General features: G+C 44.5%; 12 protein-coding genes and 1 tRNA gene. 7 read left to right on the forward strand and 6 right to left on the reverse strand.

Features of this window, described 5'->3' with window-relative positions; translation table 11 throughout:
- Positions 1-259 precede the first annotated feature (259 nt).
- Positions 260-610 (reverse strand): helix-turn-helix domain-containing protein, encoded by a 351-nt coding sequence (locus AAGR14_RS11715; protein ID WP_342644401.1) that lies wholly within the window; start codon positions 608-610, stop codon positions 260-262.
- A 103-nt stretch (positions 611-713) separates the two neighbouring features.
- On the opposite strand from AAGR14_RS11715, the gene AAGR14_RS11720 reads away from it, so the two are divergent.
- Positions 714-1457 (forward strand): SDR family oxidoreductase, encoded by a 744-nt coding sequence (locus tag AAGR14_RS11720; RefSeq protein ID WP_342644402.1) that lies wholly within the window; start codon positions 714-716, stop codon positions 1455-1457.
- Positions 1458-1536: 79 nt separating this feature from the next.
- On the opposite strand, the gene AAGR14_RS11725 is transcribed toward AAGR14_RS11720, so the two are convergent.
- Positions 1537-2739, reverse strand: coding sequence for a HAMP domain-containing sensor histidine kinase (locus tag AAGR14_RS11725; RefSeq protein WP_342644403.1), 1203 nt, complete (start codon positions 2737-2739; stop codon positions 1537-1539).
- Between the two features lie 362 nt (positions 2740-3101).
- Here AAGR14_RS11725 and AAGR14_RS11730 point away from each other — a divergent pair, with 362 nt between their 5' ends.
- Together AAGR14_RS11730 and AAGR14_RS11735 are read left to right on the forward strand one after the other, a co-directional pair.
- The gene (locus AAGR14_RS11730; protein ID WP_342644404.1) at positions 3102-3530 is read left to right on the forward strand and encodes a VOC family protein; all 429 of its coding nucleotides are present in this window, start codon (positions 3102-3104) and stop codon (positions 3528-3530) included.
- A 189-nt stretch (positions 3531-3719) separates the two neighbouring features.
- Positions 3720-6242 (forward strand): adenylate/guanylate cyclase domain-containing protein, encoded by a 2523-nt coding sequence (locus AAGR14_RS11735; RefSeq protein WP_342644405.1) that lies wholly within the window; start codon positions 3720-3722, stop codon positions 6240-6242.
- Between the two features lie 69 nt (positions 6243-6311).
- Here the strand turns inward: AAGR14_RS11735 and AAGR14_RS11740 are convergent.
- Positions 6312-6384 (reverse strand) — tRNA-Met (locus AAGR14_RS11740).
- A 293-nt stretch (positions 6385-6677) separates the two neighbouring features.
- Between AAGR14_RS11740 and AAGR14_RS11745 the strand changes: the two genes are divergently transcribed.
- Positions 6678-7793 carry an acyltransferase gene (locus AAGR14_RS11745; RefSeq protein WP_342644406.1) on the forward strand — a complete coding sequence of 372 codons (1116 nt, stop codon included), beginning with the start codon at positions 6678-6680 and terminating at the stop codon, positions 7791-7793.
- Positions 7794-7850: 57 nt separating this feature from the next.
- Here the strand turns inward: AAGR14_RS11745 and AAGR14_RS11750 are convergent, their stop codons facing one another.
- Together AAGR14_RS11750 and AAGR14_RS11755 are read right to left on the reverse strand one after the other, a co-directional pair.
- Positions 7851-10895, reverse strand: a complete 3045-nt coding sequence (locus AAGR14_RS11750; RefSeq protein ID WP_342644407.1) for a VIT domain-containing protein — start codon at positions 10893-10895, stop codon at positions 7851-7853.
- A 148-nt stretch (positions 10896-11043) separates the two neighbouring features.
- Positions 11044-12075: a hypothetical protein gene (locus AAGR14_RS11755; protein ID WP_342644408.1), complete on the reverse strand. Its 1032-nt coding sequence runs from the start codon at positions 12073-12075 to the stop codon at positions 11044-11046.
- Positions 12076-12330: 255 nt separating this feature from the next.
- On the opposite strand from AAGR14_RS11755, the gene AAGR14_RS11760 reads away from it, so the two are divergent.
- Genes AAGR14_RS11760 through AAGR14_RS11770 form a run of 3 tightly spaced genes read left to right on the forward strand, consistent with a single transcriptional unit; the run spans position 12331 to position 14032 of the window.
- Positions 12331-13131 carry a HipA family kinase gene (locus tag AAGR14_RS11760; RefSeq protein ID WP_342644409.1) on the forward strand — a complete coding sequence of 267 codons (801 nt, stop codon included), beginning with the start codon at positions 12331-12333 and terminating at the stop codon, positions 13129-13131.
- Positions 13109-13492 (forward strand): DUF3037 domain-containing protein, encoded by a 384-nt coding sequence (locus AAGR14_RS11765; RefSeq protein ID WP_342644410.1) that lies wholly within the window; start codon positions 13109-13111, stop codon positions 13490-13492. The genes AAGR14_RS11760 and AAGR14_RS11765 overlap by 23 nt, the downstream gene beginning before the upstream one ends.
- Before the next feature lie 12 nt (positions 13493-13504).
- Entirely contained in the window at positions 13505-14032 is a 528-nt protein-coding gene (locus tag AAGR14_RS11770; RefSeq protein WP_342644411.1) for an MOSC domain-containing protein, read from the forward strand.
- A 133-nt stretch (positions 14033-14165) separates the two neighbouring features.
- On the opposite strand, the gene AAGR14_RS11775 is transcribed toward AAGR14_RS11770, so the two are convergent.
- Positions 14166-16139 carry a RagB/SusD family nutrient uptake outer membrane protein gene (locus tag AAGR14_RS11775; RefSeq protein ID WP_342644412.1) on the reverse strand — a complete coding sequence of 658 codons (1974 nt, stop codon included), beginning with the start codon at positions 16137-16139 and terminating at the stop codon, positions 14166-14168.
- Positions 16140-16150: the final 11 nt, after the last annotated feature.

A 16150-nucleotide genomic window follows, 5' to 3' on the forward strand; every position in this document is an offset into this window, starting at 1 on the left:
GTGCAATAGTGCCTATTGGGCAATGTGCATACACGACAACCTCAAGGGTAAATTGCGACTTATTTTAAAGTACCTTTTTACCAGTTGACTGACCAAGAAATTTAGATGATATTTAGCCCCATAACTCCATTTAATAAAACATCGGCTAAACATACTCATCCGGTTTGCACATTGGTAGTTTATTATTTAAATGAATGGTTGACAAACTGATGCTGGAGTTTGAAAATTTCATTTAAACGTTCATCAATCAAAGCAGACCTTATTTACCGGTGATAACTTTGCGATGCTCTGTACCCCAGGCAGCGAGGTTATTGATGATAGTACGCAAAGTAAGCCCGTACTCCGTAAGGTTATAGGTAACCGTGACTGGCTGTGTGTTTAGTACTGTACGTACCACCAGTTTATTTAATTCCAATTCCTTCAACTCTTTACTAAGCATTTTATTAGATATACCGTTTACATCGTTCAGGATATCAGAAAACCGCCTTTGGTTGTAAAAGCAGATGGATGAAATGATAGAGATCTTCCATTTTCCGCTTAATACATCCATGGCATCATGTACGGCCATTATTTCTTTTTTGTGCCCCGGCTGGCATTCGTAGTCATTCATAAGTTACCTGGTTACTCAAAAGTTACTGTTACTTTTGGTTACAAAGTAACTAAAATAAATCAATCTGTGTTACGTTTGCACTGCATTTATAACATAATTAATCATGAATTTTATCAACAAAAATGTAGTAATAACAGGCGGAACCACAGGCATCGGACTGGCTACCGCAAAAGCATTTATAAAAGCCGGCGCCAATGTTTGGATTACCGGCCGCAAAGCCGACAACCTGCAAAAAGCGGCAGACGAAATTGATAGCCCCAATTTGAAAACGATACTGTCGGACACCTCAAAGCTAACAGACATTGCTGTTTTAGAAAAGGCAGTTGCTGATAACGGTCAGCCACTGGATGTACTGTTTTTAAACGCAGGCATTGCAACCTTTACGCCTATCGAGCAGGCTACCGAAGCCGATTTTGATGCGCAGTTTAACACCAATGTGAAAGGCCATTACTTTACCTTGCAAAAGCTGATTCCGCATTTGGCGAACGGCGCTTCTGTCATATTCACCTCTTCAACCGTTGCTACAGCAGCCAACATAGGAACCAGCGTATATTCAGCTACCAAAGGTGCCCTGAACAAAATTGCTCAAATTGCTGCCAATGAGCTGGCCGACCGAAAAATCCGCGTAAATATCGTAAGCCCTGGCCCCGTGCGAACCCCTGCATTAGATTATGTATTGCCACCGGAAGCCTTACCGCTTTTAGCAGCCGCAACTTCCATGAAACGCCTGGGCGACCCTGACGAAATAGCTCAGACCGTACTTTTCCTGGCCTCTGACCATGCCAGCTTTATTACCGGAGCCGAACTGGTAGCCGACGGTGGATATTTGACTCACGGATTAAAATAATTGGTGACAATTTTTCTATTAAATAAAAACAGCCATTTGGTAATACCAAATGGCTGTTTTTATTTGTTAATTATTATTTTTACCAAGCTGGTAAGGTAATTGTAAAAGAGCTTCCATGGCCTAAAGTGGATGTTACCTCGAAAGACCCCTTCTTTTCGGCAACTATCTGGCGTACCAGCTGCAGACCTAAACCGTAGCCGGTTTCGCCGCCGGTACCTTGGGTTGAGATGGCTCCGTTCTCCAATATGGCATCTATAACGTCTTTCTTCATGCCACGCCCCGAATCTTTTACCTCTATTTTAAGCAGCCGGTTTTGCTCTTCGCCCACAAGGTTGAGCTCAACGGTAACAAAGCCTCTTTTGGGCGTAAATTTGATAGCGTTAGAGACCAGGTTACCTAATATTTGCTGCAAGCCGTGTTTATTAATTGGCTGCCGTGCGGTTAACTCCGATACATATACTTCAAAATCAATGTCTTTGTCTTTTATTTTGGGGGCAAAAAGTTGTTCAATCTTCTTTTTAAGCTGCAGCAAATTGGTTTGTCCGTCTGAAGGTGGCAATGCCCTCTTTTGTCGCTCGTTCAGCAATATCTCATCGGCAAGTTCCATTACAGATTGGCTGCTGTCTTTAATAAGTTCCAGGTAATGTAACAACTCATTTTTATTGGCGCTTAAGCCTTCTTCGGCAGCCACCTCGGCCAAACCCTTTATGCCGCCTAAGGGTCCCCGTATGTCATGAGCCAGCATGCGCCTTTCAACCTGCAACAGCTGGATTTTATTTTCGAGTACAGCAATACGCTTTAGTTCGTCTAACCGGCTAATTACCTCGCCGGCCAGCAGTTGCAGCATATTTTTTTGCTTACGCCCCAGCACCGGGTTTTCGTCGTCTAAAACGCACAGCGCACCAATGGCAAAACCTTCCTTAGTTTTTAAGGGCACGCCATAATAATAAGATAGCGAACTGTTTTTTATATAATTTTGCTCACTAAACCGATAGTCAGATCGCAGGTCGGTTACTTCAAAGTCAGTATCTGACTTAATGGTGTACTGGCATATAGAGTCCTCTTTATTGATACAGAACAAATCTATACCGTTCCTGCTAACGTTCCATTGCGTATCGGCATCCATTAAATTTATTAATGACATGCTTGTCCCTGTAATATGGGCAGCTAACAACGTCAGGTCAGAAAACTTATCCTGAAGAGTTTCATAGTCAATATTATAAGTAGCCAGGGCTTTTACCCTTTCCAGCTCACGTGAAACAACAGGAGTATCAATTTTCATCAAAACAGTTTAATTTAATAGGGAATCTAACAATAGTCGTGTTACACTTATACGAAAACCTGACAATGAAGTTGCAGTAAATCTGAATGCATGCTACTTCATTGTAGCATTAGCTATCCTTTGAGTGCGCGTTAAAATGTCTTCTTTTCAATAGATTTATGCTGATGACATGAAAGGTAGGCTGGGCACATTTGAGTGGGTGTTAAAAAAGTGGATGCATAAAAAAATATACAAACTCTTGTGAGTTTATTACACTTCTAATTACATTAGCTAACCTGTAGCTTTAGCGTTTTGCAAAGCGAGGCATCTACATCAAAACAACGCTAAAAGCTAAGCTTATCAACAAACTTTAAACCAACCATATGAGAGCAATTAACCCTTGGATCAATTTTAACGGCAATGCCGAAGAAGCATTTATTTTTTACCGGTCAGTGTTAGGCGGAGAGTTTACCAAAATTGTTCGTTTCAAAGACTTGCAAAGTGATGAGTTTACGATAAGTGAAGAGGATGCCAACAAGCTTATGTATATCAGTTTACCTGTAGGCAAAAACAATATGCTGATTGCTAATGATGTACCAGGCTTTATGGGCCGCGTAGCTGAAAATGAAAATCGATCGAAAATACACTTAGCTGCCCAAAGCCGTGAGGAAGCCGAAAAAATATTTGCCGGACTATCAGCCGGAGGCGCTGTTGAAGGCCCGATCGGCGATAGCCCCTGGGGTACTTATGCAGGCATGTTTAGAGACAAGTATGGCATTGAGTGGATTATAGAATTTGACCCGAACCATTGAGGGTAAACTAGGCAAGGCCGAGAACGCTTTGTCAGTCTATTATGCAGATATTAGAAATGAGGTAAAACAGCCTTTCAGTTAAAACTGAGAGGCTGTTTTGCCTTTATATTATATTGAATTTCAGATAATTTACTAATGAAAAACTGCTTAAGATTACTATATTAGGACAAGTTAAATTTCAGCAATATCTTGAAAAATAATTACCTTTTCCTTAGCTTGTTACTCTTGCTGCTTATAAGTGTCCCAACCCTGGTAAGTGCACAAAAAGCCGGGCAGGCACGTATCGACTCCTTGTTGGGAGTGCTTAAAACAACACGTGAAGACACATCCAAGGTGGTGCTTTTAATACGCATCGGGAACAATTATAAATTTCTGCAATCACCAAATGCTGTCACATATTACCTGCAAAGTGTAGCACTTGCCGAAAAATTGCGGGTACCAAGGTTTATTTTTCTTACCAATGAATTAATGCGGTCATATAGCTTCGCACAAAAGGACTATGCGGCCGCTGAAAGCTATGTTGCCCGATCACAAGCCCTGCCTGATGTCAACTTGCGTTGCCAATCTATTATTGCCGCAGGGTATGACTATTACTTGGCGGGCGATCATGATCGCGCATTTCAATACTATTTTAAAGCGCTGAAAATGCCCGGTATATCTGTAAAAAGCGCTTCGATGGTCAATTTTTATATTGGTTCCACCTATTTTGCAAAAAGCGATACAACCGCCATACGTTATTATAAAGCAGCTCTGGCAGGTTTTACTAGAATAAATGACCGCATCTTTATACGGCGGGTTTGCCAAAACATGGGGGGATTGTACCTATCTGTGAAGCGGGATGCCAAAACCGGTATGCGATATTTTCAGCAGGCTGTTGATCTGAGCCGCAATCTGCCTGACGATAATTCGTCGGCGGGTTTACTTCAAAGTCTGGCCATAGTATACCAGGCAACGGGCGATACAACACGCGCCCTTAGTTATTATAATGAAGCCCTGCGAACATCAAAAAGATTAGGCGATACTGAGGGTATACTTCAGGTAATTGACCGGCTCTCCATGCTGCACTTTGCACGTAAAGATTACAATCAGGCTTTACAAGAATGCCTGGATGCCCTGCAGCTATCTGCCAAAAGTATAACTAAAAAACAATTAGAAAACCGGTACAATACCATTGCCTGGATATACCACGCAAAAAAAGATTACCAAAACGCGCTTGTTTATCTGCAAAAAATGCTGCCTACAAAAAACTTTATGGTTTTAGGAACCATGGGCAGTATATACCGCGATGCGCCCGATGAAGTTTTAAGAAAAGCCGGCGTTGACCCAGGTCAGCGTTACCCCCTGGCACAATCTTACCTCGAAGAGTCATTGCACTTAATAGCTAATGTTAAAAACCGGGATTCAAGCGCCATTGTTTACAGGGATACCTATCAGGAACTGAGCCTGCTTTACGAAAAAACAAAAGATTACCCCAAAGCTTACGCCGCCTTTAACCGCTATGTTACTATTAAAGATAGCATGGTACAGGCATACAACAACCAAGAGCTGGTGAAAATTGTTACCGATTCCAAGCACTTCCATACCGAGGATTCGCTGAAGTTGCAACAGCAGAAATCAAAGGCCGAGCTTGACCGGCAAACCCTGATTGCCACACAGCAAAAACAAGCCCTGTTACTTAATCGGCAACAGCTTACCTTGGCCAATAAGGAGAAAGATCTGCAACGGCTCAATTTTTTAAAAACGCAGGCCTTTTTACAATTGGAGCAGGGCAAACGTAAAGCCAGGGAGCAGGAACTAAGTGCCGCCCGGCAGGCTCAAAAGCTAAGCGAAACCACCCTTTTGCTGCAAAAAAGTGAGATAAGCGCCCAGCAGACCCGCGGTCGTGTATTTATGGCCGGTATTGGAGGGCTTTTATTACTCTCTTTTTTTATCGGTAAAAACTATCTAAATCAGCGTAGGTCAAACCGGTTACTAACAACAGCTAATAAAGAAATAAGCGAAGCCAATACACAGATCTCGATAGAGAAACAACGCTCGGAAAATCTGCTGCTTAATATTTTGCCTGCCGACGTGGCTGAAGAGCTTAAAGAGAAAGGAAGCGCAAACGCGCGCCTGTTTGATGAAGTAACGGTACTGTTTACAGACTTTGTAAACTTTACAACGGTTAGCCAGCAGCTCACTCCGGAAGAGTTGGTAGCCGAACTTCACTTTTGCTTTATGGCTTTTGACAAAATTATCTCAACGTTTAATATCGAAAAGATAAAAACTATCGGCGATGCTTACCTGGCAGTAGGCGGCTTGCCAAACGCCGATCATCAGCATGCAGAGAATATAGTAAAAGCTGCATTGGAGATTGCTGCTTTTGTACGCGAGCGCAAAGCAAACTTAGGAGATAAAACATTTAATATTCGCATTGGCATCCATTCGGGCAGTGTAGTAGCCGGTATAGTGGGAGTCAAAAAATTTGCTTATGATATTTGGGGCGATACCGTAAACACGGCAGCCCGAATGGAGCAAAATTCAGTATCCGGGAAAATTAACGTTTCTGAAAGCACCTACAATTTAGTTAAAGATACCTTCGCCTTTACTTACCGCGGCGAAATTGAGGCCAAAAATAAAGGCGCCCTAAAAATGTATTTTGTAGATCATGTTGACGCGCAAATTGCTGAAACCAAGCTGATGCCGGCGTCAGCCTTTGAATATACTGCTTAAAGAATAAATTCAAAATTGCTATAAAAAAGAAAAGCCTCAATCTTTCGACTGAGGCTTTTCTTTTTCAGGTAGCGGGAACAGGACTCGAACCTATGACCTTCGGGTTATGAGCCCGACGAGCTACCAACTGCTCCATCCCGCACTATGCTTTGTTTTTCAACACTGCAAATATAGTAATAGTTTTGGCTTTTTTTTAATACATGAGCAGATATTTGCATGCCATAAGCATGATGTATGTGTAACCATCACATTATAAGGGTATAAAAATATAATTAAGCTACTATTATTTGTTTAACGCTGTCTCTGAACACCTTTTTTCAGATGTTATCTTGTCTTCCGATGCTCTCCTGATTGTTATTTACTGCAGCTTGAACCTATGGTTCTAAATTAGAAAATCTATCTTCACGACTTTGAATTTATAAACGGTAAAAATCAATGTCTCAATTAAACACTTTTGCTACCAAGCCGCATTATCCTGTGCTGGACGGGCTGCGAGGTGTGGCTGCACTGGTGGTAGTTGCTTTTCATATTTTAGAAGCGCATGCCAGCAGCCACGTTACTCAAATCATTAATCATGGTTACCTGGCTGTCGATTTCTTTTTTTTGCTTTCGGGCTTCGTTATAGGCTATGCTTATGATGACCGCTGGCAAAAATTAACCATAGGCGGCTTTTTTAAACGCAGGCTGTACCGGTTGCAGCCTATGGTTATTATGGGTATGATTATCGGTGCAGCCTGTTTTTACTACTCAGATTCTACCCTGTTCCCATTCATCCACACTGTACCCGTTTGGAGAGTGCTATTAGTGATGCTGATTGGTTTTACGCTGATACCTATACCGGTATCAATGGATATACGTGGCTGGCAGGAAATGCATCCCCTTGACGGACCGGGCTGGTCGTTATTTTTTGAATATCTGGCCAATATAGCTTATGCATTGGGCCTCCGTAAGGCATCAAAGCCGGTGCTAGCTTTATTAACAGGCCTGGCAGCAGGCGTACTGCTGCACTACCTGCTTACCTGCAAAACAGGCGATATCACAGGGGGCTGGTCGGTTACAGCTGAACAACTGCGCGTTGGCTTTACCCGTGTGGCATTCCCGTTCATGGGCGGCTTGCTGCTCTCACGCACTGTAAAACCAACGGATTTTAAAAATTCGTTTTTGTGGTGCAGCCTGTTGCTGGTATTGGTATTGGCGCTACCCCGCTTTGGAGGTACACAACATTTTTGGATAAACGGTTTGTATGAAGCATTGGTCATTATTTCCGTGTTTCCGCTTATTGTTTACTTAGGAGCCAGCGGCGATATTGATGGCCCTGTAACATCCAAAGTATCTAAATTTCTGGGTGATCTCTCCTACCCGTTATACATTACGCATTACGGTTTCATTTACATTTACACGGGCTGGGTAAGCAATCGTCCCGGCGTTAGTTTTAATATCGCGCTACCTTACGCCTTGCTCACCTTTTTTGGCTCGGTAATAGTGGCTTATTTGTGCCTAAAATATTATGACGAACCGATACGGGCCTGGTTAAACCGCAGACGTGCTTAGTGCAAAATAAGTAAATGAGCACAAGGCAATTATGTTACGCCCTTGTGCTCACTACCATTAATTAAAGTTAAGGTCGCCAATGTATACGGTACCTTTGGCCGTTTTAGCCATCTGCAGTACAATAACCTCTTTTTTCTCCTGCGGCGTGCCATAGCGTGTATACAGCTCGGCCATCACCGTAGTTGGACCGCTGATGGTAGCCTGCCGGTCGCCATAATAATTAATTTCGATTTTATAAGACCCCTTAACGGCCTTTTTCAGCATAAACTGTTCAGGTCCGTAACCGTTGGTCATGTCGCGAGAGATGCGGCCGCCGGCGGGTGTTCTGGGGTTAGAGTAATAGCATTTTTCGCCCGACGGATCGGTTACCCACAAATCGATGTCGGTGTTATTTTTGTTCCAGTTCATCGCCACTCTAATGTCTACCGGCATGGCGCTGATAAGTGTTTTATCCATATTAGGTATTTTAACACTGCCTTTGTGTTGTGCCAAAATACGGTTGATTTCAGGTAAAAATATTTCCTGGATACCCCGGTAAATATTATCGGCATCCGGCGAGTAGCTTTTAGTCATGGCGTTGTACAACACCTCGGCTGCCTGCTGATGCTGACCGGCATCTTCTAATGCCAAGCCGTAATCGCGATAGCTCTGCGGATCCATGGGGCGCAACTCTGTTACTTTTTTCAAAACCAGTACTTCGTTGTCGTAATCGCCCATTTGTTTTAATTTGTAACCCAGCATCCTATACAACTCCTCGTCGGCCAGGCCAAGTTCTGCCAGGTTGCTTAATACCCGCAAGGCTATTTCCCGTTTGCCTGTGTTGTTAAAATAGTCGGCTACATCAAAGTAAAAAACCGGGTTATTTGCCTGGGCTGTTTTCAACTCCAGGTACTTTTGGTACTGTAGCGCCTTCGCGGTACCTTTTATAATTTTAAGGTATTCTGTTTGACTGGTTTGCAACAGCAATTTTATTACCGCGCGAGCTGACGAACGGGTATTTGATAGCATGTCGGCCTTCACCCTTATGCCGTTGTTTCCAACAGGCTCATCTACCCTGACTTGTTGATTAATCGTACTCCTGCCACGTATAGCAACCACATCTTTGGTTTTATCCGGTGCAGAAAGACTTAAACCGGGCACACTGCCCTGAAGGGTAACTACAGAGCCGGTAACAGATGTTTTATGTTGCGTTTCATAACCTATTACAACTACTTCGTTTAACATAGCAGCAGATGATGATATTTCTGCGTTGGCAGTTGCATTTACCATTCGCCGGGACGAACGCGAAAGTCTCTTATTTGCGGACTTTTGAACAACTGGTAAAGGCTTTCTGCCAAAATCGGTCTGATACCACTGTTTAAGTTCCGTTTGAGTGTTTTTAGCTGTGGTCAGATTTTCGCGCGTTTGCCGCTCTTGTACCGAGGCTCGTTGCTTCATAATGGCATCAAAGCTTTCTCTGAGTTCTGCGGGGGGCTCAATATTGTATTGTATGTAATCACTCACGTTTTCGAGCACCATGAGCGAGGTGTTGCGGGTAATCAGCCCAAAACGTTTACCAAGCGACTCAATTTCGTCGTGGTTTACATCGTAGGTCATGTCTAAATCGTTAATTTTTTGCTGTGCCCACAGTTTAGGTACGTTTACTTCTTCTGCGGTTTCGTTTGCCGCGTCAAGCTTTATCACTTTTTCAATTGCTATCTTATCGCCATAGCCAAACTGCAGGGTAAGCGTTTGATTAGGATTACGCGTAATACCTGCCAGTCTGAATGCCGAACCAGCACCATTCGGCATCGCCGGGTAATTTTCTTCGGTGTTGGCGCTACTCTTTAAACTGATAAACCGCAGCGGCTGCGTCATCATTGTATTGAGTGCTTCGGATGTCTTAATCGTTGTCAAATCAATTACACTACCGGCTGTTTTGCGGGCAATGAGGCTGAGGTAACTATAATCTGCAATGGTTGATGACGTAATGCAATACACCGGCTTGGCTGGCCACCGCTGCGGTAGTTTTCCAAAGGTTTGTTGCCCGTCGCTCACAAGTATGCATATATCAGCATCGGTATGCTGCCAGTTTAAGCAGCTGTAATTTGTAGCACCGTCGTAGGTGATATGTTCCAGTTTGTTTTTCAGGCCCGGCCAGTGGCCGCCGCTTACGCTGTAACTTTCTTTGCTGATTAAAGCGTTGCTGAAAGTAATCAGCGTAACCTGTACAGTATTAATTTTTTGAAAATAAGCATCCAATAACGCTAACTCCTGAGTAGTATTACGGTTAGCTCCGCTTAATGAAGCATCCCAAAACAAGGTAATTTTTTTAGGCAGCTGCTTTGCCATTGTTTGGGCGGGCAACGCCGTGCTCACGTAATAATAATATTTATTGCCAAGGGCCTGCATCAGCACACTTGTGTTGCCATCGGGCTGCGGCACCGAAAAAGAAATATTGCGGCCTGGTACATAATTGCTTTTTTGTACTGTGGCCGTGTAGGTATCAGACTGTTTATGAAACCGCAGGTTGCCGTCGCCGCTATCAGGCACCGGCGCAGCAGCACTATGTACCACAGTTGCATTGAGCAAAAATTGCGGAATAGTATCTTTGAGTTGCAGTGGCAATTTAAAGTTAAGATAGCCCTTACTATCTGCCATAATTTCTTCTTCGTAACCAATAATAACCGTGCGGCTGCTGTGCGGGTTTAGCGGGTAAATACGGGTACGAAAAGCATTGCCCTCGGCTTTTTCTAACAAGCCGGGGTCTACCCCCCGGCGTTCAATCGATTCAAACACTATAGCGGCTTTACCACGGTCTACCGGTACACCTTCGCGCATATGCCCGTTAATATCCAATGCATACCGGCTCACGCTAACACCATTTTTTAGTGGGAAAAGCAGTGTTCCTTCCAGCACACGATTGGTGGAGTTATAAAATGTCATTTGCCAGGCAGTACGGCTGATATTGCCGTATACGGTAACATCAATTTTTAGTGCTTGCAGCTTAACGCCGCTGTTGGGCTGCCCGTTAACAGTAAGCTGAGGCGCCTGGCTATGCGCCCGGTTACCCAACGCAGCAAACAGCAAAAGCAGGGTAATTAGTAAATAAGGTCTGTTCATGATCGGTTATTTTACACCTATGATGCAGCAGGCAAACCGATTCCATAAATTATTTTTACTTTTTTTGATCACTTACAGCTTTCCATTCTACCAAAACCTTCATATGCTGTATAAAGACAACAAAACGTCTTTGCTAACCATGCATATCCTACCATTTTGCCAGCGCTTCGGCTATACCGTCCCGCATTTGCGGGTTATTAAAATCTGGCGCTGAGTGGCCTTTTTCATCATTAAGTTCAATTAACTGGGTGGGCAACAACTTCGAAAATGCAATTGCCGGAGCCGGGTTTACCACCATATCCCGCAACGATGTGATGATGAGCATTTTGGCTTTGATGTGATTTGCAGCCTCCTGTAGCGAAGAGTGAAAAGCCTTGGATATATCGTGCCCTATAATGGCGTTCATCTGGTAATATGTATCGTTCCAGTCGTGCCCTGCCGATTGGGACTGTGCATTGGCAATCCACTGCGGTACGGTAGCCCGGGGTACTGTTTTTACGCGATTGGCTGGCGTGGTTATAAATAGATCAAAAACCATGCTGGCAGCTGCAATATGCGGATTGGCAACATAGCGGCCATGCTTATAATCAGGATTGCTGTCGATAAGATGTGCTATGGTTTGATAAAGCATCAAATCATAGCTGGTAGGTTGCGGGCTACCCACAATCGGGATCAGCACATCCATAAATTCCGGGTAGCTTACCGCCCACTCAAACGTTTGTATCCCTCCCATCGATATGCCCATTACCGCCCGCGTGTGTTTAACATTCAGCCTTTGGGTGAGTAAGGTGTACTGGCTGTTTACCATATCGCGGATGGTGAACTTCGGAAAATCAGCCCCATGCTGCAGCTTGCTGTTAGATGGCGATGCAGACACGCCATCGCTTAAAGCATCAATTATAATTAAACAGTATTGCGTAGTATCAACCGCCAGCCAGGGGTTAGCACCTTCTACTCCTGCTGCATTACCGCCAAACCACGTGCAGAAAACCACGGCGTTGCTGCGGTTGCTATTGAGCTTGCCATGTATGCGGTAGCCTAAAGTGCAGTTTTTAATTACCGAACCCGATTCTAACTTAAAATCGCCGATGGAGCTTAAGCCCTTAGCTGTTACTGGCTGCGCATGGCTGCACGTCAAATTTATAAACAGTAGAAAGCATATATTGAAAGCAGTTTTCATGAGTATGAATTATAATCACAAGATATATAATTGTAAAATATTTTACAGAACTCAGCAGGTGGTTTTGGGTACTGTCGGTTATGAGGCTCACCCATGATGTGTTTAGCAATATTTATTGCGTCTGTTATCCTTATTCTGCATCGCGAGCCCTTGCATTTCCAATAACCTAAATACACAAAACCGGAACCAGCGTTGTATCTTTGAAAAGTGTTGCTGAGGTTGATTAACCTAACAGCAAACCGCAAATTACAAAACATGACGGACCACTATCCATCTCCTTTACGAACCGTAAACGTTACCCGCTATGTAACGCCGCTACGTGAGGGAGGCTCACTGCCGGCCATTGCCGAGGCAGACGACGATTTTTTATATGTGCTTAAATTTAGAGGAGCCGGCCAGGGCGTTAAGGCCCTCGTTGCCGAAATCATTGGCGGAGAACTGGCCCGTACACTCGGCTTGAGGGTTCCCGAACTGGTTTTTGCCAACTTGGATACTGCCTTTGGCCGCACCGAGCCCGACGAAGAGATACAGGATTTACTTAAAGCCAGCACCGGCTTAAACCTGGCCCTGCACTATTTGCAGGGCGCTATTACCTTTGATGCCGTGGTTACGCATCCCGACAGCAAACTGGCCTCACAGATTGTTTGGCTGGATTGCCTGATTACCAACGTTGACCGTACCCCACGCAACACCAACATGCTGATGTGGCACAAAGAGTTATGGCTTATTGACCATGGCGCTGCGCTTTACTTTCATCATACCTGGCACAACTGGCGCGAGCAGGCCCTGAGGCCTTTTGCGCCCATCAAAGATCATGTATTGCTGCCCTGGGCCAGCGAGCTGGATGCCGTTGATGCAGAGTATAAAAGCATATTAACCAACGAGCGCCTGAAAGCTGTAGTAGACCTAATTCCGGATGAATGGCTGCTGGATCCGTCGTCGGATGAGACGGCCGAACAACGGCGCCATGTTTATTATGAGTTTTTGAGGATGCGGATTGAAGCGTCGGACATATTTTTAACTGAAGCCAAAAATGCCAGAGCAACACTTATTTGAGTACGCCGTAATACGCGTTGTACCAAGGGTGGAACGCGAAGAATTTATGAACGTTGGTGTAATCATATTTAGTCAGCGGTTAAAATATTTAAAGTGCCTGTACACCATTAACGCCGAAAGACTAACGGCCTTATGTCAGGACCTATGTCTGGACGACGTTACGGCTAATCTGCAATCCTTTGAACGTATTTGCCATGGCGGTGCAAACAGCGGGCCAATTGGCAGGCTGGATAATGCATCACGGTTCCGGTGGTTAACGGCTACCCGCAGCACGGTGGTTCAGGCCTCAAAGGTGCATCCGGGCTTTTGTGTGGATGCCGATGCAACGCTGAAGCGCTTATTTGAGCAGCAGGTATTATAAAATTTTTAAACAATGAAATTATCTGCCAACTCGCCGTTACAAAAATTGATGGATACCATGCCTCAGCAGGGCAAGGTAAACTGGATTGGTATCCGGCCTAAACGCCGCGTGCCGCTGCAATCGCTTCCGCAGGTAGAAGCCCTGACATTGAAAGGCCTTGCGGGCGATCATTTTTCGGGTTCGGCCACCAGCAAGCGGCAGGTTACCTTGATACAGCAAGAACACCTCAATTTGATTGCATCGGTAATGCAGCTGCCTGATTTAACCCCGGCCATGCTGCGTCGCAATATTGTGGTTAGCGGCATCAATCTGCTGGCCCTTAAAGACCGCAAATTTTGGTTGGGCGATGTTTTGCTTGAGTACACCGGCGAATGCCACCCTTGCTCAAGAATGGAAGAGATATTAGGCCCCGGCGGCTACAACGCCGTGCGCGGGCATGGCGGCATTACAACCCGCATTGTGCAAGGCGGATGGATTAATGTAGGCGACAGCGTAAGTGTTGATATTAAAACAGTAAATGAGCAGCCAACTTTATTTTAATGCCTTCAAAAAATTTTAAAATTAGGTCATACAGCTTATCAAGCATTAAACTTTAAGCTGCATCAACAAAATCTAACATAAAAAAACGCCCCGCTCTGACAATCAAAGCGGGGCGTTTACTTATACAAGTAGTTTAATAACCTGGATTTTGCAATGCAGTTTTTTCTGCAGGGCTTAATGGGTTACCGTCTTTCCTGATTTGGTCCAGGAAGGTTTGCGGAATTGGGCGTACGTAGTGCTTAGACTCGCTTGGGCGGGCTTCGTCACTAAATATGGCTGTACGCTTCACTAATGTTTTGGTACGGGCTAAATCTTCCCAGCGCAACAACTCACCCATCAGCTCGCGCGAGCGCTCGTTAAGGATAAAGGTTAAAAACTTATCAGCATCCGATGCTACACCTAAACGGCTGTAAAACTCGCGGTTCGAGTTCAGGATGTCGCCTATGCTGTTAATGTGCATGCTGTTTAGCGTATTGACTGTAGTTGGAGCAGCAATGTTGTTCGACTCATAATAAGTGTTTTTTTCTGAGTACGAAACAAACTGGGCAGTGTTGGCAGCGGTATTATTTTTGTAAGCTATACCGCCATCTACATAAGCCTCGCGGTTTTCGCCGTCTTTATAAGCGGCACGGTCGCGCACACGGTTAATGTAAGGCAGGGCCGCACCGTAATTACCTAACCGGCCGTACGCTTCGGCAGCAATCAAATAGGTTTCGGCCAAACGGGCTAATATACCATCACGCTGACCGAATTGAGAAGCTACGGCATTACGCGATCCATCCATAAATTTTGACAAAGCTACGTACTGGCTAACGCCGTAATTACCATGCCCACCCTGTAAATTTTCGGGCTGCCCGGCAAAATAACGCACATACATGTTTGGCGCACGCAAGGCGATATTAGTTGTAGTGTAGCGGGTATCACCAGCATTGTTAATTACATAACGGATAGACTCTTCGCCACCGGCAAACTTTGGCTTACCTACCAAAGATGCATTTGGTGCAGTAGCGGCAGTCCAGGTTGGAGCCGACGAAGGGCGATTACATAAATAACTGGTTTTAAAACTCTTCCAAAAGCGCGAATCGTTTACACGGTCGTACACATCCAAGGCATAATCGGTTGAGCGCATACGCTGAAACTCGCGGTCGCCCGGAATGTCGCGTTGCATACCCGGTAAGTTTTGGTAAACCGACGGAAAATATAAGTGTACCTGATTACCGTAACGGCCTTGTGTAGCAGTATTGCTGGAGAACTGTGCCGCCAGGATAATCTCCTTATTTGTTTCGTTCGGACCATCAACTGCGCTAAAGTTCCACAAATCGCTGAAGTTGGTAGCCAAAGTAAGCCCGCTGGTGTTAATTACCAAATCAGCATATTTTACGGCATTGTTCAAATCTTCAGTTTTTGTATCGCTGTTCCAATCGTTATACAACTCGCTGGCGCGGAACAAATAAGCTTTTGCCAAAAAGTGAGCGGCAGCCCATTTAGTAATACGGCCGGTTTCGGGCGCAGTTGCAGGTAAAAGATCATAAGCTTTTAAAAAGTCGCTTATCACCTGTGCATATACTTCTTTAGCGCTGTTACGGGTAAATTCATATTGTACCGAGCTTGATTGGGTTAATTTTAACGGAACGCCGCCAAACTGCTTAACCAGTTTAAAATAATCAAAAGCACGCATAAAATACCCCTCGCCTAAACGCATGTTTTTTGAAGCGCCGTTATAGTACTGCGGCACATTCTCAATCACGATGTTGGCCGAGTTAATGTTGCCATACATATTATCAAAGACGCTGGCTGCATCGCCCGAAAACGAGTTTAAGTTAGCATCATACGAGTTCCACATTTGCTCGGTGCGGTCGCCGCCCACGGTAAACTCGTCAACACCGTAATTGGTAGTAGTATAAGCCCAAGTATAATTAAAATGAAACCTTAAGCTTTGGTACATACCAATCACCAGGCCGTCTAAACCGGTAGTGGTTTTAAAATCTTCGGTGTTTAAGCTTGTAATCTGATTCTCATCCAAAAAACTTTTTTTGCACGAGGTAGGTACCATTAAAACGCTGGAAGCCAGCATGGTGCCATATATTAATTTAGATAAATTTTTCATGTGTTTTGTTC

This window comes from Mucilaginibacter sp. CSA2-8R, from assembly GCF_038806765.1.
In the GTDB taxonomy this organism is placed as follows: Bacteria; Bacteroidota; Bacteroidia; order Sphingobacteriales; family Sphingobacteriaceae; genus Mucilaginibacter.